The organism is Uliginosibacterium sp. 31-12 (assembly GCF_030548425.1).
In the GTDB taxonomy this organism is placed as follows: domain Bacteria; phylum Pseudomonadota; class Gammaproteobacteria; order Burkholderiales; family Rhodocyclaceae; genus Uliginosibacterium; species Uliginosibacterium aquaticum.
The window spans coordinates 192,480-207,000 of sequence record NZ_JAUOOA010000008.1; the positions used below are offsets into that span (position 1 = coordinate 192,480).

Below are 14,521 nucleotides of genomic sequence, written 5' to 3' on the forward strand. Positions count from 1 at the left end.
GCTTACTTCACGATGCCGAAAGGATCCTGCACCGGGCGCTTGGCCGGGTCGGCATTGTTCCAGTAGTTCTGCAGTACCCAGCCGTACTCCGGCAGGCCGTTGATGAAGGGCGGCAGCATGTCGTTTGCGCTCGGATTTTTCCAGTCCGCCTGCAGTTCGGCGCCCAGTGCAAACACCGATTCCAGTTCGGCACCGGCGGCAGTCATGCGCTGCATGGCGGCCTCGGCTTCATAGCGGCTCCAGGCACCGGAGGCATCAACGACCGGATAAACCTGGTAGCCATCATTGAGCATCGACAAGGTCGGCAGGGTCACACAAGTGCCCAAGGTGACGCCGGAAATGATGATGTGGCGACGGCCGGTTTTTGCGACCAGATCTTCCAGCGCCTTGCGGAAAGTGGGGTCTTCATAGGCGTTGATGATGCCGGTGCGGCGATAGATCGGCTGATCCTTGAACAGCTCCTTGAGCTCCGGCAGCGTGTCACCGTTCTGCCACTGGGCGTTCGAGGAGGTCACCAGCACCGGAATGCCGAGCGCTTTGGCCATCTGGGCGAGCGACACCACATTCGACTTGTAGCCGGAGGCTTGCTGAAAATCGCGCACGCTCGCCATCAGACCAACCTGATGATCAATGAAAAGCATGATGCTGTTCTCGGGCGTGGGCTTGTCGTAAGCCACGCGGCCAGCTTTGCGGGCGTCGGCCGGGCGGACCCGGTTGGCCATGACTTTGTCGCTGATCGGGCTGACGATGTCTGCGGCCATGCTGAAGCTGGAAACGCCTGCCAGCAGCAAGGCGGCGGCGATATGGGAAAGACGCTGTTTCATGGGAATTCCTTTTCGATTGTCGGGGTGGAGGCGGCCGCGATGTGTGCCGAGGAGCAGCCGCCCGGGGGAAAACTCAGTCGCGGCGGATCCAGTTCGGAGCGATCTGGGTGCCGTGACCGGCGCCGTAGGCGAAGTAGATGTTCAATCCGGCAACCGGCTCCAGATAGCGGGCGTTCTTGAGGCCACCGGCATCCACCGGAGTGAAGCCGATGCCGGCAATCAGCTCACGCACCACGCCCTTGGCCGCATCGTCGTCCGCTGCATAGAAAACCGGAGCACGGCTGGTGCCGAAGACCGGCCCTTGCGCCAGCACCTGAGCCAGGATGGTGTTGAAGGCCTTGACCACGCGGGCGCCCGGCACTGCGGCGGCGATCTGCTCAGCGGCTGATGTATCGAAGCCCAGGGTGAGGCCCATGTAGTCGGCGGTGAGCGGGTTGGTGATGTCGATCACGACACGACCTTCGAGCGAGCCGAGCGACTTGAGCGCATTGACGGCTTCGCCGAAAGGCGTGGCGACGATGACCACCTGCGAGTCGCCCAGCGCCTGAGCGGCGGGCAGCGCTTCAACACCTGCGTGGGCTGCGGCGAGTGCCTGCGCCTTGTCCAGATTCTGTGCGGTGACGCGGATCTTGTGGCCTGCGGCGGAGAGCTGCTTGACGAAACCCGAGCCCATGTTGCCCGCGCCGATGATGGTGATGTTCATGATGCTTTCCTTTGCTGTTGGGGGAGCAGCCGGTTCATCCGTCTGCCAGGGCACCGTGTGGTGCCGCCGTGGAATGAACTTTACGAGTACCGACATTCGGAACAAACTAGGCTGAACAAGACAAACTGTTCCGGAATTCGAAACATGGATCTCTTTCAAGGCATGAAGACTTTTGTCGCGGTTGTGGAGGCCGGTAGCTTTGTGGGTGCTATGGACAGCACTGGGCTCTCGAAACCTGCAATCTCACGCCACGTGAACGAACTGGAACAACATCTGGGCGTGCGCCTGCTCCAGCGCACTACACGCCGGCTCTCACTGACGAGCGAAGGAGAGACTTACCTGCAGCGTTGCCGTGACATCCTGCTCGCGGTAGATGAGGCGGAGTCAGAACTGAGTGACAGCAGTGGTGAGATCAGGGGGCGGTTACGCATTGGCGCCCCACAGACCTTCGGCGCCATGCACCTCGCGGCACTCTGGGGACGTTTCGTTGCTGAGAACCCCTATCTCACACTGGACATCGTGCTGGCTGACCGTGTGGTTGATCTGGTCGAGGAAGGCTTTGACCTTGCTGTGCGGATTGGCCGATTGCCCGATTCAGGGCTCGTCAGCCGCAAACTCGCCGATACCCGGATGGTGCTGTGCGCTTCACCGGAATACGTCGCTCGCCACGGCCAGCTCGCACACCCGCAAGATCTCGCAGCGCACGCCGCGATTTCGTACAGCTACTGGTCCGGGGGCGACACCTGGAGCTTCAAGGGACCAGAAAACGAAGAGGCCTCAGTGCGCATCCACTCCAGGCTGCATGCCAACAACGGCGACACCTGCAGAGCAGCCGCGCTGGCACACCAAGGCATCATCCTGCAGCCGGACTTTCTCATCCATGAGGATTTGCGCAGCGGGGCCCTGATTGAATTGATGCCGAATTGGCGCGCCGCCACGATCCCGATCCATGCCGTCTACCCCACCCGCAAACACTTGCCCCTGAAAGTGCGCCGACTGCTGGACTTTCTGGTAGAGGCCCTGCGCGAACCTGTGTGGCGGCAATGAGGCAATAGCGGTTACTGGGCTACTGTGTGATGAACGACTGCTTTGGCCGAGTTGCACGCGTAGGCTGTCTGGCTGGTTTCAAAGTGAAGCAGTCACCTGAGAGCCCGCTCTGCGGGAGACGCACCAGGCGACTCTTGGCCGTTTGCGGCCATTCTAGTCTTTTGGCATTAACAGCCGCAAAGGCGCAAGTTGCACGCTTGGCTTGGTCTGCCCAGTTTCAAGGTGAGTGCTCTTCTGAATGCGCGGCTCTGCCGATAGCTGCCGGGCTATCACGTCAGCCAGCGCACTGCGGGCGGATTTGCGCCTACGCCCGGGCGGGCGCTTGCAGCGGGAGGATCAGCTCGAAACAGCTGCCGCCACCCTCGCGGGGGAGGTGCTGCACGCTGCCGCCGTGGAGGCCGGCGATGCGGCGAACCAGGGCGAGGCCGTAGCCGGTGCCTTCTCCGCGCTCGGCGCTGCCGGCGAGGCGGTAGAAGGGTTCGAAAATCTTTTCGCGCTCGGCTTCGGGGATGCCGGGGCCACGGTCGAGCACGTGCAGTTGCACGCAGGCGTCGCTGCGGCGGAAGACTTCGATCTCGGGGGCGCTGCCTGGTGCGTAGCGGCGGGCGTTGTCGAGCAGGTTGCGCAGCAGGTGGCGCAAGAGGCGCAGGTCGCCCGGCACGCAGAGGGCTTCGCCACTGGCGCTGGCGCCGACCCGGCTGCCTTCTTCGGCGGCCAGGCCGAGCAGGTCCACTGGTTCGATCTGCAGGCGCGGGGCGTCGTCGGCGAGGCGGCTGGCGAGCAGCAGATCGCCGATCAGGCCGTCGAGCTCGGCAATGTCGCGGGCGACCTGGGCGTGCAGATCCGGGCGATCACCATCGAGCAGATCCAGGGCCACACGGATGCGTGCCAGCGGTGAGCGCAGTTCGTGCGAGGCGGCAGCGAGCATGGCGCGCTGGCTGCTGACCATGGCTTCGACGCGCTCGGCGGCCTGGTTGAAGCGGATCGCCAGCTCGGCGATTTCGTCACAGCCATCGACCTCCATGCGGGTGGACAGGCGGCCTTCGCCCCATATATCGGCTTGCTGTTGCAAGCGCTCGATGCGCCGGGTGAGGCGGCGGGCGACCGGCCAGGTGGCGAGGGCGATCAGCAGTGAGCAGACGACCAGCCAGACGATGAAGAGAATGTGGGCGCGTTGCCCCCATTCCATCATTACCAGGCGGCCATCGGGCAGGATGAGGCTGGCTTCGCTTCGCTGCTCGGGCGTCAGGCGTGGCGGCATGTCTTCGCCGGCCCGGGCGATGGCATCGCCCTGCGGGCTGTAGAGGCCGACCGCGCCATGCATGATGCTGGCGATCTCGCCCAGGGTGGCGGTGAGCGTCTGCACCGGGGCGTCTGCGGGCAGCAGGCGGACGAGCAGGGCGCGGGTGTTTGCATCCAGTGGCCTGGAGCCGCGATCACCTGCTATCCAGCCGGCGGCCGCGGCGAGGAGGCCGACCAGCAGCACCACGGCCATGAAGCTCAGGTAGATCTGCCGGTACAGGCGGATATGCACGTAATGGCGGCGTTGCCGATGCTGCTCATGCCATTCGCGGTGACGCGTACGCCAGTCGCAACGGGGCTTTGCGTCTTCTGCCTCACAGCGAGTGCGGTGCCAGGGCCAGGTTTTGTTCATGCGCTCTCGTCCTGGCGTTGGGCAAAGACGTAGCCGGCGCCGCGCACGGTGACGATGCGGCGTGGCTCCTTGGGATCATCTTCGATGGCGGCGCGGATGCGCGATATGTGCACATCAATCGAACGATCGAAGGCTTCCAGGGTATCGCCGCGCGCGAGCTCCAACAGGGCTTCACGGGACAATACCCGCCCGGCATGGGTGGCCAGCGCCCACAGCAGCGCGAACTGGTGGGCGGTGAGCTCGCACAGGCGGCCATCGAGGCGGGCTTCGAGGGCGCCTTTGTCGAGCTCCAGCCGGCCAAAGCGCAACAGCGCCGGCGAGGGCGTGCGCTGAACCTGGTTGTGGGCGCGGCGCAGCAGGGCATGCAGGCGGGCCAGTAATTCACGCGGGCTGAAGGGCTTGGGCAGGTAGTCATCCGCGCCGAGCTCGAGGCCCACGATGCGGTCCACTTCCTCACCACGTGCGGTGAGCATGATGATGGGCAGTGCGCTGTGTTCGCGCAGCCGCCGGCACAGCTCGAAGCCATCGCCATCGGGCAGCATGGCGTCGAGGATCAGGGCTTCGAAGGCCTCGCTGCGCAGCAGGCGCTCGCCCTCGGCGATGCTGTGCGCAGGGGTTACGGCGAGGCCGCGGGTGCCGAGATACTCGCCCACCATGCGGGTGAGCGGGGCATCGTCATCGATCATCAACAGGCGTTCAGCCATCGGGTTCCCTGTGCGGATTTCAGTGCGCGCGCGAGTGCTCGGTCACCACGCGGCCGTCAGCGTAGATCAGCACGGTGCTGTCATGCCCATGTCCCTTGCAGTCCGGGCACAGGGCCCGCATCTGCCGCAGGCCCGGCGGCCAGTCGCGCGTGTCCTGCAAGGTCTTGCTGCGGCCGCAACCGGGGCAGCTCAGCTCTACCGGCGAGCGGGCCCACGATAGCGCATCCTTGCGCACTGCGGCATCCGGCAGGCCCGGTATGGCGGCCGGGTGTGAGGAGGGCGTGGCTTCTTTACGCATGTAAGTCTCCAGGTCAGGCGCGGTGCGGTTTCTGAACGGCGGCTGGCCGTACTGGCAGCATCAGGGGCGCAGAACCGGAATCTTGTCGATTTCCTGGGCGGCCAGCTTCGCGCCCGTTGCGCTGCCCGCTTGCGAGAATCGTGTGCCGGCGCAGAAGGCGACGCCTGCGACCAGCGCGAGCACGATGACGGTGCCGAGCAGCTTGCCCGCGCAGCACCGCTTGCCGCCCCGGTGAGCCTTGTCGGTGCTGCAACAGCGTTTCTTCGCCGGAGTGTCCTGATTTGTGTCCATGTGGTGTGTCCTGAGTCTCTGCCGGGGTTGGCAGGACGCAGTGTGGCCTCCATGAGTTGCCCGCGTTTCTCCGTAATGTAAAGAAACATGAAGTGCTGCTTGCGCGCCATGGCGCTGGAGCCCGGCGGCCATGCGTGGCAGGATGGCCCTTCCTGCTACTTACTGACGAGGCTCTCCGCATGCTGACGCTTTTTCATGCCCCCGGCACCTGCTCGCTGGCTTCGCTGATCACCCTCGAATATGCCGGTGCGGATTACACGGTCCACAAGGTGGACTTCTCGGCCAACGAGCAGCGCAGCCCGGCCTTTCTGGCGCTCAATCCGAATGGCCGGGTGCCGGCCCTGCAGTGCGCGCGGGGCGTGCTGACCGAGACGCCGGCGATCCTGCTCTATCTCGCACAGACCTATCCTGCCGCCGCCCTGGCGCCGCTGGAGGATCCGTTTGCACTGGCGCAAGTGCAGGCCTTCAACAGTTACCTGTGTTCGACCCTGCATGTGGCGCATGCTCACCGCGTGCGCGGCAGTCGCTGGGCCGACGATCCGGTGGCCATCGAAGCCATGCGGCGCAAGGTGCCCGAGAGCGTGGGCGCCTGTTTTGCGCTGGTGGAGGCCCACCTGCCTGCCGCCGGTTGGGTCAGCGGGGCGCAGGCCGGCATCAGCGATTTCTACCTGTTCACCGTGGCGCAATGGCTGGAAGGCGATGGCCTCGATCCTGCGGCCTATCCAAAAGTCATCGCGCATCGTGAGCGTGTCCGCGCGCTGCCTGCGGTGCAGAAGGCGCTGGCGGTCTGAGTGTTGTGCCGGGCGTCTCGCCTCAGCCTTGTGCTGCCTGGAGCGTGGCTGCGAGTGCGTCCAGCTCCTCGCTGAGCGTGCCGCGGCTGCGGAAGTGGCGCCCAGCCTTGCCATACCAGTACTCGGCATCTTCAAGATCGCCTTCCTGCACATGCAGCAGCGCATGAAGCCAGGCTGCCGTCGGGGAGTCATCGAGCTGAACCAGGTTGTGAGCCTCGTTCCACTTGCCTTGGCGCATCAGGGCCAGGATCTCGGGCAAAGGGGTCATCCGCTTCTCCTCTTGTTCAGGTGAGCCAGGCCTCAGGCTTGAAGCTCATTCAGCTTTTCTGTCACGAGCGCCATGAATGCCGATACGGCTGGCGGCAAATGGCGGCGGCTGGGGTAGAGCGCGTGCAGCCCGCTGCCGGGGCGCTTGTAGTGAGGCAGCACCGGTACCAGCAAACCAGCCTTCAGGTCCGACCGGGTAATCGGGTGGGGCAGCAGCGTGATGCCCATCCCCGCCACGGCCGCCTTGCGCAGCGCCTGGGCGGTGTTGCCGCTCAGGCAGGGCGTGACTTGTACTTCTTCACTGCCTCCCTCCGGGTCGAGCAGGCGCCATGTCGTCAGCTTGCCCGGCTGCGAGTAGGTGATGCAGGCGTGCTGGGTCAAGTCCTGCAAGCTGTCGGGCTGGCCGTGTGCGGCGAGATAGGCCGGGCTGGCGACGAGTCCGTCGGCGGTCTCGCACAGCATCACCTGTCGGCCGATGTAGCTGGAGTCCTGCATCGGGCCACCGCGCAGCGCCAGATCGATCTGATCGGCGATCAGGTCGGTCTTCGCATCGCTGAGCACGAAGTCCAGCCTCACTTTGGGATAGGTCGCCAGAAAAACGGCCACCCATTCCATCTGGAAGAAATCGAAGAAGTCTGCTGGCGCCGCTACGCGCACCAGGCCACTGGGCTCCTGGGTGCCGGTCAGCAGGTCTTGCGCCGCCTCGTTCAGGCCATCGACTGCGCCGGCGCAGCGTGCGTGAAAGGCCTCTCCTGCGCTGGTCAGGGTGAGCTTGCGGGTGGAGCGCTGCAAGAGCCGCATGCCCAACTGTTCTTCGAGCTGCTGCACGCGCCGGCTTAGCGTATTCGGCGGCATGCCGAGGCGCCGCGCGGCTTCGGCAAAGCTGCCGTTGCGCACGACCTGCACGAACAAGGCGACGTCATTCAGATCCAGCATGCGGTGATTGCTTCATTAATTGGAGGAGTCCAAGCAAAACATACCATCTAATCAACCAATCGGCGTGTAGCTAATCTTTCGACATCGGGCACAGGCCCTGCCATCCATCACGAGGACAAGCACATGTCGACATCTACGCTACTCAGGCCAGCACTGCGCCAGACCACAGGTGCTCCCGCCATCGTGCTGCGCACTCGTGGCAGCACTCATGGGCCGATTACCCGGCTGATGAGCCCCGGCGACCTGGGCGAATTACTCAAGCCCTTTGTGTTCCTGGATCTCGTCAACTTCAAGGCCAGGACGGGGCAGAGGGGCTTTGGCATGCACCCGCATTCCGGCCTCGCGACGCTCACCTTCCTGCTCGAAGGCGATGTGGTCTATGAGGACAGCACCGGAAAATCGGGAACATTGCCCGCTGGCGGCGTGGAGTGGATGCGTGCGGGCCATGGCGTCTGGCACAGCGGTGGCCCGGCCACGGAGGGGCCGATCCATGGCTTTCAGCTGTGGGTGGCGCTACCGCCAAGCGAAGAAAACGCCCCTGCGCAAAGCCTCTATCTGGCGCCCTCAGACGTGCCGCAAGTGGGCCCGGTGAGCGTGATGCTTGGTCGCTATGGCACGGCGCAGAGTCCGATTCCGGCGCCCTCCGACATGACCTATCTGGCGGTGCGCCTCAAGGCGGGCGAGCGCTGGTCTTACACCCCACCTGCCGGGCACGACGTGGCCTGGCTGGCGGTGAATACCGGGCAGCTCGATGCGCATGAAAGCGTGAGCGCCGGCGAGCTGGTGATCTTAGAGGCGTCGAGCCAAAGCATCGACATCGTGGCCAAACAAGACAGCAGCTTCGTGCTCGGCTCGGCGGTAAAGCACCCTTATCCGCTGGTTACCGGTCATTACTCGGTGCACACCAACGCAAGCGCCCTTGCGCAGGGCGAGGCCGAGATCCGGCGGATCGGCAAGACGCTGCAGCGCGAAGGGCGTCTGGCTTGATATGGCTCTGGAAATTACATTCATTAATGGACGAGTCCAATGCGATTTGGCTGTCTAGTTACTTAATCTCGGACTCTTTAATCTTCATTCATCAGTAGTTCAGTCAGCGGATACCACCAGCCTTCGGGGCGCTGGGGTCTCCAGCGTTTCAAGCCCCACCCAAACAGAGGAAAAAAATCATGAACATCGGCATCATCGGCGCAGGCGCACTTGGCTCTAACCTGGCTCGGGCATTGGCCCGCAAAGGCCTCTCGGCCACTATTTCGAACAGTCGTGGCCCAGCCTCCCTGGCGCCCCTGGTTGCAGAACTCGGCCCGACCATCAAGGCCGGTACTACTGCGGAAGCGGCCAGTGCCGACATCGTGGTGGTGGCCGTGCGCTGGAGCGATCTGGGCAAGGTGCTGGGCAGTCTGCCGGCCTGGAATGGCCGCATCGTCATCGACGGCACCAACCCGGTCGAGTTTCTCGACCCCAACGCGCCTGCAGACCCGAGCAATCCGCTCGCTGCCTATGGCATCAAGGCGGTTGATCTGGGCGGCAAGTATTCAAGTGAAGTGTTTCGCGAGCTCGTACCCGGCGCCCGTGTGGTCAAGGCGTTCAACCATCTGGATGTGAACGTTCTGGCCGAACCGGAAGTGTCCGGCGGGCAACGCGTTCAGTTCTATTCCGGCGATGATGCAGCGGCTAAGGCCGAAGTGCGCAAGCTCCTCGAAGCCATCGGTTACTTCGCGGTAGATCTCGGCGCGCTGGATGTGGGCGGCCGGCTGGCCGAGCTGCCCTTCGGTTCGCTGGCCGCGACCAACTTCATCAAGATCTGAGTTGCCCGAGTGGCTGCGCTTCGGGGCCGCCACTCGACCCGCGACTTTGAATGTTTGTGATGCCTGTTGCCGGACTATTGTTAAGCTCCGGGTTGGCATCCCTGCATGTTGTGCAAGCAGCACAGCACAGCACAGGGGGTGATGGTGCCGGTTTGAAGCGGCACGGGTCATCAGCAGCCTCACGACATTCGTTGATTGGGTGGGTCATGGAAATAGCACAGATCACCCGTGCGCTGCAGCAGGATGCAGTCACGGTTGTTTTTCTCAATGTTCTTCTGCAGCAGATCGGTCTGCCGGTGCCTGCGGTGCCGACGCTGCTGCTGGCAGGCAGCCTCGCCACGACGCCTTCGGCACTGGGCCAGGTGCTGGCGGCTGCACTGGTGGCCTCGGTGATTGCTGACTGGCTGTGGTACTGGTCGGGTCAGCTCTTCGGCTACCGGGTGCTGGCCGGCCTGTGCAAGCTCTCGATCAACCCTTCTTCCTGCGTCAGCGAAACGGAAGCGCGCTTCATCCGCTGGGGCCTGCCCTCACTGGTGCTCGCCAAATTCATCCCCGGCTTTTCAACGGTAGCGCCGCCGATTGCCGGTGCCTTGCGCATGAATCAGCTGAAATTCTTGCTGGCTGCGGGCGCCGGCGCTGTGTTGTGGGCGGGCCTGGCACTGAGCGCGGGCTGGCTCTTGCAGGACACCGTCAGAGCTGCCATCGCTTTGCTCGAAGCGCATACCCGCACGGCACTCGTGCTGGTGCTGGTCTTGCTGGGCGGCTGGCTTAGCTGGAAGCTGTGGCAGAAATTCCGCTTCCGCAAACTCGCTGCACTTCCCCATATCACTGCCGACGAGTTGATCGCGGCCATGGCCGAGGGCGATGCGCCGCTGGTGCTCGACTTGCGCGGAGCGGCGATGGCAGCCGAAACCGCGGCGATCCCGGGGGCAAGGCGGACGACGCTTGCATTGCTGCTGATTGACGCCGGCGAGTGGCCGAAGGATCGCCCTGTTGTGACCCTGTGTGCGTGTCCGGAAGACGCCAGCGCGAAGCATGCGGCGCGCCAACTGCTGGATGCCGGCTATCTCTCCGCCCGGCCGCTGAAAGGTGGTTATGAAGCCTGGTTGGCTGCACAACCTCCGCAAGCGCTATGAGACGCGTCATTTCCTTCCGCGCTTAAAGGATTTGATCCCAGGGCGCCGGCTCGCCGGCAAAGCGCGCGGCCAGAAAATCCACCAGCAGGCGCAAGGCCAGCGGCTGGTGCTGGCGCGAGAGATAGATGGCATGGATGCCCAGCTCCTCCGGTTCATGATCCGGCAGCAGTTGCACCAGGCGGCCTGAGCGCAGCTCATCCCCCAGGTAGTAGGTGGGCAACATGCCGACGCCCGCGCCCGAAAGCACGGCCCGCCGCAGCACGGCGGTCTCATTGGTGTGGAAGCTCCAGTCCACCGGCACCGTGAGCGTCTCTCCGCCCTGCGTGAAGCGGTATTGCTTGCCGATACCGAAAGCGTGCGCAATGCAGCGGTGCTGGCGCAAATCCTCTGCCACACGTGGCACGCCGTGCTTTTTCAGGTAGTCCGGTGAGGCGCACAGCTTCGAGCGGCAGCGCGCCAGTGGCCGCGTGATCATCGCCGGGTCCAGGGTGTTGGTGATGCGCACCGCCAGGTCGACCCGCTCACCCACCAGATCGGCTGCCTTGTCGCCCACCGACAGCACGATTTCCACCTGCTCATATTGCCGCTGGAAGTCGACCAGCGCCGCTGTGAGCTGGGCATCCGCAAAGGAGCCGGAGCTGGTAACGCGCAGCACGCCAGCGGGCTCGCGGCTGCGTTCAGCCGCGAGGTGCTGCGCCTCTTCCGCGAGCTCAAGCAGCTGCCGGCAGGTGGGTAGCGCGGCGAAGCCGGCATCGGTGAGGCTGACCTTGCGCGTGGTCCGGTGCAGCAGGCGGGCGCCGAACCAGTCTTCCACTGCGGCGAGATAGCGGCTGACCATCGCGGCCGACATGTCCAGATGTTCAGCGGCCTGGGTGAGGCTGCCCCGGTCGGCCACTTCCACAAAGACGCGCACAGCTGTCAGGCGATCCATTTCGTCGATTCATGCAATAAATATTCAACTGATACGAACTTTATCAACTGGAGTGCAAAACATAAAGTTCGTTCCACAGCAAACCCACCCAAGGAGATTCACCATGTTCCAGCCCCGCAGCATCGTCCGTTTCATTGTGCCCGCCCTGACCCTCGGCGTCGTCGCCTCCACCGGCGCGAATGCGCAGACGCCTGCGCCGCTCAGCGTTAAGGTCTATAACGCCGACGGCAACAGCTTCCATGTCAATGCCGTGGTGGTGAGCGGCAAGACTGAAGCGATCGTGATCGACAGCGGCTTCACCCGCGCCGACGCCCTGCGCGTGGCGGCCAATGTGCTCGACAGCGGCAAGACGCTGAAGACCATCTTCATCAGCAACGCGGACCCGGATTTCTACTTCGGCGCTGAAGTGTTGAAGGCCTATTTTCCGAACGCTCAGGTGCTGACCACCCCGGCCGTGCGCGAGAAAATCGAGGCCAAGCTGGCCGGAAAAGTGGCGTTCTGGGCACCGAAGATGGGCGCTAATGCACCGCAGAAGCCGATCGTGCCGGATCTCCTGCAGGGCACCCGCCTGAGCGTGGATGGCGAGACCATCGAAGTGCGCGGCACTACGGGTGAGCTGGCCCATCGTCCCTATGTGTGGATTCCGTCGATCAAGACCATCGCCGGCAACATCGCGATTTTCGGCAACCTCCATGTGTGGACGGCGGATACCCAGAAGGCCAGCGAACGCAAAGCCTGGTTCGCCCAGCTCGACGAGATCGAAGCGCTCAAGCCGGCTACCGTTGTGCCGGGCCACATGGCTGCCGGCACCGCGCTGGACGTGAGCGCCATTCGCTACACCCGCGATTATCTGCAGCGTTTTGATGTGGAAGCGGCCAAGGCCAAGAGCGGTGCCGAGCTGATCGACGCCATGAAGAAGGCCTACCCGCAAGCTGGCCTGGGCATCGCGCTGGACATCGGCGCCAAGGTCAACAAGGGCGAAATGCAGTGGTAATCCGCTGAAAATCTCCCGCGGCGCACTCACCAGGGCGGCGCGGGAGCTTTGCACTTTTAAAGGACGCTCATCATGTCAGCAACGACCCTGCATTACTTCTATGACCCCCTGTGCGGCTGGTGCTATGGCGCCGCGCCGCTAGTGAAGGCTGCCCGTGAAGTCCTACCCGTGATCCCGCATGGCGGCGGCATGATGACCGGCGCCAGGCGCCAGCCAGTCACCGCGCAGCTACGCGATTTCGTCAAACCGCATGACGCTCGGATTGCCCAGCTGAGTGGGCAGCCCTTCGGCGAGGGCTATCGCGATGGGTTGTTGCATGACACGGAGGCCGTGTTCGACTCCGAGCCGCCGACGGCGGCCATGCTGGCGGCCGAAGCCCTGGCCGGGCGCGGGCTGGACATGCTCGCCCAACTCCAGATTGCCCACTATGTTGAAGGGCGCCGGATCGCGGATCGTGCGGTGCTGATCGAAGTGGCCGCCAGCCTTGGTCTGGACGCGGAAAGCTTCGCGGTGGCGCTGGATCACCAGTCGGGCGAGGCTGTGCAGGCGCATATCCAGCAGACCCGGGCCTTCATGGCACAGATGGCCGCTCAGGGCTTCCCCAGCTTCGTGCTCGAAACCGGGGGCGTCTTCAAACGCCTGGATGTTGCAAGTTATATGGGGCGTGCGCAGGATTTCCAAACCTGGCTGCGCAATCAGATTCACGCCGCGACCGCGCCTGCCACAGGCGAGGCCTTTGGCTGCGATGCCGATGGCTGCGCGCTCTGAAACAGGAAACAGTCATGAAAACCAATCTGCAGATCGTCACCGAACACTACGCTGCGTCAGCACGCCAGGATCTCGCCGCCATGATGGCGGACGTCTCCCCTGAAGTGGCCTGGACCGAGATGGCCGGCTTCCCCTGCGCCGGCACCTGGATCGGCCCCGATCAGGTCATTGCCAATGTCTTTGCTGTGCTTGATAGTGAATGGGAAGGCTACAGCTTCGCGCTGGAGCAGATCATCGATGGTGGTGAGCAACTGGTCGGCATCGGCACTTACTCCGGCACCTACCGCAAGACCGGCAAGCCGATGCAGGCGCGGGTGACGCATGTGTGGCGCCTTTCCGAAGGGAAGATCGTCCGCTTCGAGCAATTCACCGACACCTTGCTTGTCGCGCGGGCCATGCACACCTGATGGCTCGGCAGTCTGGACCTCAGCCGATCATGGCTTCAAAGGCCAGTGCGCCCTGACTCACCGGGCGGCGTGGCAGGCGCAGGCGGAAGAGCTCGCGGCTGATTTCGCCTTCGACAAGTTCCACGACCTGCACGCGGCCCAGCGCAATCGCATCGGCCGCAGCCAGCTCCGGCACCAGCCCCAGGCCGAGCCCTGCCGCAGCCATCTGCACGATGATCTCGTTGCTGCCGGCCTCCAGCGTGCGCGCGGGCTGGATGCCGAGCCGTTCCATCTCGTGTTCGACGACCGAGCGGCTGCCCGAGCCGGGTTCGCGCAAAAGCCAGAGTTGGGACGAGAGATCGGTTGCGCGCTGCTTGCGTCCGGCCGGGAAGGCCTTGGCGGCTGCCACGATCAACATGCGCTCGCGGCGCCAGGGGCGAATCTCGAGACGCTCGTCATCGATATGGCCTTCCACCAGCGCCACATCCACATCGCAATCGAGCAGCCACTGGGCGACTTGCTTGGTGTTGCCGGAGAGCAGACGCAGGCTCACGCCGGGGTGCTGGCTGGAGAACTCGGCGATGTATTTCGGCAGCCAGTAAGCCGCGATGGTGGTGGAGGCGCCGATGGTGAGGCTGCCGCGCTCCAGCTCCGAATAGGCTTGCACGGCCTCGATGGCAGCACGCTCCATGGCGAAGATGCCACGCGCGTACTTGTAGAGCATCTGGCCCGCCTCCGACGGCCTGAACGAGCGTCCGCCGCGTTCCAGCAACACCACCTGAAGCTGGTCTTCCAGCTCGCGTACCGCTTTCGATACGGCTGGCTGGCTCACGCCCTGCACTTCGGCTGCGCGCGAGAAGCTCTTCTGTTCGATGACGGCGGCGAAGATGCGGAGGAGGTGGAGGTTCATGGTATTGGGTGTCTGGTGTCGGAAGTCGTTGGGCGGTAGGGCGGAGTGCCAACTCCGCCAGCCTGGTCAACGCATC

18 protein-coding genes are annotated in these 14,521 nt (G+C 64.1%); 8 read left to right on the forward strand and 10 right to left on the reverse strand.

Annotated features, from left to right (window positions below; all coding sequences use genetic code 11):
* Positions 1–2: 2 nt before the first annotated feature.
* Both Q3Y64_RS15600 and Q3Y64_RS15605 read right to left on the reverse strand, forming a co-directional pair.
* Complete coding sequence (locus tag Q3Y64_RS15600) at positions 3–824, reverse strand: isochorismatase family protein (protein ID WP_303563235.1); 822 nt, start codon at positions 822–824, stop codon at positions 3–5.
* 73 nt (positions 825–897) lie between these two features.
* A complete protein-coding gene (locus Q3Y64_RS15605) occupies positions 898–1,527 on the reverse strand; it encodes an NADPH-dependent F420 reductase (protein WP_303563236.1) in 630 nt (209 codons plus the stop codon).
* A 144-nt stretch (positions 1,528–1,671) separates the two neighbouring features.
* Here Q3Y64_RS15605 and Q3Y64_RS15610 point away from each other — a divergent pair, with 144 nt between their 5' ends.
* Positions 1,672–2,574, forward strand: coding sequence for a LysR family transcriptional regulator (locus tag Q3Y64_RS15610; RefSeq protein ID WP_303563238.1), 903 nt, complete (start codon positions 1,672–1,674; stop codon positions 2,572–2,574).
* Positions 2,575–2,878: 304 nt separating this feature from the next.
* Here Q3Y64_RS15610 and Q3Y64_RS15615 read toward each other — a convergent pair whose 3' ends face one another.
* The 4 genes from Q3Y64_RS15615 to Q3Y64_RS15630 are packed head-to-tail and all read right to left on the reverse strand — an operon-like array spanning position 2,879 to position 5,521.
* Positions 2,879–4,228, reverse strand: a complete 1,350-nt coding sequence (locus Q3Y64_RS15615; protein WP_303563240.1) for a HAMP domain-containing sensor histidine kinase — start codon at positions 4,226–4,228, stop codon at positions 2,879–2,881.
* A complete protein-coding gene (locus Q3Y64_RS15620; RefSeq protein WP_303563242.1) occupies positions 4,225–4,932 on the reverse strand; it encodes a response regulator in 708 nt (235 codons plus the stop codon). Before Q3Y64_RS15620 ends, Q3Y64_RS15615 begins: the two co-directional genes overlap by 4 nt.
* A gap of 19 nt (positions 4,933–4,951) precedes the next feature.
* A complete protein-coding gene (locus Q3Y64_RS15625; protein WP_101943384.1) occupies positions 4,952–5,230 on the reverse strand; it encodes a hypothetical protein in 279 nt (92 codons plus the stop codon).
* A 60-nt stretch (positions 5,231–5,290) separates the two neighbouring features.
* The gene (locus Q3Y64_RS15630) at positions 5,291–5,521 is read right to left on the reverse strand and encodes a hypothetical protein (protein WP_101943385.1); all 231 of its coding nucleotides are present in this window, start codon (positions 5,519–5,521) and stop codon (positions 5,291–5,293) included.
* A 179-nt stretch (positions 5,522–5,700) separates the two neighbouring features.
* On the opposite strand from Q3Y64_RS15630, the gene Q3Y64_RS15635 reads away from it, so the two are divergent.
* Positions 5,701–6,312 (forward strand): glutathione S-transferase family protein, encoded by a 612-nt coding sequence (locus Q3Y64_RS15635; RefSeq protein WP_303563247.1) that lies wholly within the window; start codon positions 5,701–5,703, stop codon positions 6,310–6,312.
* Positions 6,313–6,334: 22 nt separating this feature from the next.
* Here the strand turns inward: Q3Y64_RS15635 and Q3Y64_RS15640 are convergent, their stop codons facing one another.
* The gene (locus Q3Y64_RS15640) at positions 6,335–6,580 is read right to left on the reverse strand and encodes a hypothetical protein (protein WP_101943387.1); all 246 of its coding nucleotides are present in this window, start codon (positions 6,578–6,580) and stop codon (positions 6,335–6,337) included.
* A 32-nt stretch (positions 6,581–6,612) separates the two neighbouring features.
* Positions 6,613–7,515: a LysR family transcriptional regulator gene (locus Q3Y64_RS15645; RefSeq protein ID WP_303563249.1), complete on the reverse strand. Its 903-nt coding sequence runs from the start codon at positions 7,513–7,515 to the stop codon at positions 6,613–6,615.
* Between the two features lie 123 nt (positions 7,516–7,638).
* Here Q3Y64_RS15645 and Q3Y64_RS15650 point away from each other — a divergent pair, with 123 nt between their 5' ends.
* From Q3Y64_RS15650 to Q3Y64_RS15660, 3 genes are all read left to right on the forward strand, one after another.
* Entirely contained in the window at positions 7,639–8,502 is an 864-nt protein-coding gene (locus Q3Y64_RS15650; RefSeq protein WP_303563250.1) for a pirin family protein, read from the forward strand.
* Between the two features lie 131 nt (positions 8,503–8,633).
* Positions 8,634–9,320 carry an NADPH-dependent F420 reductase gene (locus Q3Y64_RS15655; RefSeq protein WP_303563283.1) on the forward strand — a complete coding sequence of 229 codons (687 nt, stop codon included), beginning with the start codon at positions 8,634–8,636 and terminating at the stop codon, positions 9,318–9,320.
* Positions 9,321–9,526: 206 nt separating this feature from the next.
* Positions 9,527–10,456, forward strand: coding sequence for a VTT domain-containing protein (locus tag Q3Y64_RS15660; RefSeq protein ID WP_303563252.1), 930 nt, complete (start codon positions 9,527–9,529; stop codon positions 10,454–10,456).
* A 22-nt stretch (positions 10,457–10,478) separates the two neighbouring features.
* Here the strand turns inward: Q3Y64_RS15660 and Q3Y64_RS15665 are convergent, their stop codons facing one another.
* The gene (locus Q3Y64_RS15665; protein WP_303563254.1) at positions 10,479–11,387 is read right to left on the reverse strand and encodes a LysR family transcriptional regulator; all 909 of its coding nucleotides are present in this window, start codon (positions 11,385–11,387) and stop codon (positions 10,479–10,481) included.
* Between the two features lie 103 nt (positions 11,388–11,490).
* Between Q3Y64_RS15665 and Q3Y64_RS15670 the strand changes: the two genes are divergently transcribed.
* The 3 genes from Q3Y64_RS15670 (at position 11,491) to Q3Y64_RS15680 (ending at position 13,556) form a co-directional block, all read left to right on the forward strand.
* Positions 11,491–12,381, forward strand: coding sequence for an MBL fold metallo-hydrolase (locus tag Q3Y64_RS15670; RefSeq protein ID WP_303563256.1), 891 nt, complete (start codon positions 11,491–11,493; stop codon positions 12,379–12,381).
* A gap of 72 nt (positions 12,382–12,453) precedes the next feature.
* Entirely contained in the window at positions 12,454–13,149 is a 696-nt protein-coding gene (locus Q3Y64_RS15675) for a DsbA family protein (protein ID WP_303563257.1), read from the forward strand.
* Between the two features lie 14 nt (positions 13,150–13,163).
* The gene (locus tag Q3Y64_RS15680) at positions 13,164–13,556 is read left to right on the forward strand and encodes a nuclear transport factor 2 family protein (protein WP_303563258.1); all 393 of its coding nucleotides are present in this window, start codon (positions 13,164–13,166) and stop codon (positions 13,554–13,556) included.
* A 19-nt stretch (positions 13,557–13,575) separates the two neighbouring features.
* On the opposite strand, the gene Q3Y64_RS15685 is transcribed toward Q3Y64_RS15680, so the two are convergent.
* Positions 13,576–14,445 (reverse strand): LysR family transcriptional regulator, encoded by an 870-nt coding sequence (locus Q3Y64_RS15685; protein ID WP_101943393.1) that lies wholly within the window; start codon positions 14,443–14,445, stop codon positions 13,576–13,578.
* Between the last annotated feature and the right edge of the window lie 76 nt (positions 14,446–14,521).

What these genes read in the sequence shown, in the direction of transcription:
- Q3Y64_RS15600 (WP_303563235.1), bottom strand. Translation starts at nt 824, where the DNA reads ATGAAACAGCGTCTTTCCCATATCGCCGCCGCCTTGCTGCTGGCAGGC.
- Q3Y64_RS15605 (WP_303563236.1), bottom strand. Translation starts at nt 1,527, where the DNA reads ATGAACATCACCATCATCGGCGCGGGCAACATGGGCTCGGGTTTCGTC.
- Q3Y64_RS15610 (WP_303563238.1), top strand. Translation starts at nt 1,672, where the DNA reads ATGGATCTCTTTCAAGGCATGAAGACTTTTGTCGCGGTTGTGGAGGCC.
- Q3Y64_RS15615 (WP_303563240.1), bottom strand. Translation starts at nt 4,228, where the DNA reads ATGAACAAAACCTGGCCCTGGCACCGCACTCGCTGTGAGGCAGAAGAC.
- Q3Y64_RS15620 (WP_303563242.1), bottom strand. Translation starts at nt 4,932, where the DNA reads ATGGCTGAACGCCTGTTGATGATCGATGACGATGCCCCGCTCACCCGC.
- Q3Y64_RS15625 (WP_101943384.1), bottom strand. Translation starts at nt 5,230, where the DNA reads ATGCGTAAAGAAGCCACGCCCTCCTCACACCCGGCCGCCATACCGGGC.
- Q3Y64_RS15630 (WP_101943385.1), bottom strand. Translation starts at nt 5,521, where the DNA reads ATGGACACAAATCAGGACACTCCGGCGAAGAAACGCTGTTGCAGCACC.
- Q3Y64_RS15635 (WP_303563247.1), top strand. Translation starts at nt 5,701, where the DNA reads ATGCTGACGCTTTTTCATGCCCCCGGCACCTGCTCGCTGGCTTCGCTG.
- Q3Y64_RS15640 (WP_101943387.1), bottom strand. Translation starts at nt 6,580, where the DNA reads ATGACCCCTTTGCCCGAGATCCTGGCCCTGATGCGCCAAGGCAAGTGG.
- Q3Y64_RS15645 (WP_303563249.1), bottom strand. Translation starts at nt 7,515, where the DNA reads ATGCTGGATCTGAATGACGTCGCCTTGTTCGTGCAGGTCGTGCGCAAC.
- Q3Y64_RS15650 (WP_303563250.1), top strand. Translation starts at nt 7,639, where the DNA reads ATGTCGACATCTACGCTACTCAGGCCAGCACTGCGCCAGACCACAGGT.
- Q3Y64_RS15660 (WP_303563252.1), top strand. Translation starts at nt 9,527, where the DNA reads ATGGAAATAGCACAGATCACCCGTGCGCTGCAGCAGGATGCAGTCACG.
- Q3Y64_RS15665 (WP_303563254.1), bottom strand. Translation starts at nt 11,387, where the DNA reads ATGGATCGCCTGACAGCTGTGCGCGTCTTTGTGGAAGTGGCCGACCGG.
- Q3Y64_RS15670 (WP_303563256.1), top strand. Translation starts at nt 11,491, where the DNA reads ATGTTCCAGCCCCGCAGCATCGTCCGTTTCATTGTGCCCGCCCTGACC.
- Q3Y64_RS15675 (WP_303563257.1), top strand. Translation starts at nt 12,454, where the DNA reads ATGTCAGCAACGACCCTGCATTACTTCTATGACCCCCTGTGCGGCTGG.
- Q3Y64_RS15680 (WP_303563258.1), top strand. Translation starts at nt 13,164, where the DNA reads ATGAAAACCAATCTGCAGATCGTCACCGAACACTACGCTGCGTCAGCA.
- Q3Y64_RS15685 (WP_101943393.1), bottom strand. Translation starts at nt 14,445, where the DNA reads ATGAACCTCCACCTCCTCCGCATCTTCGCCGCCGTCATCGAACAGAAG.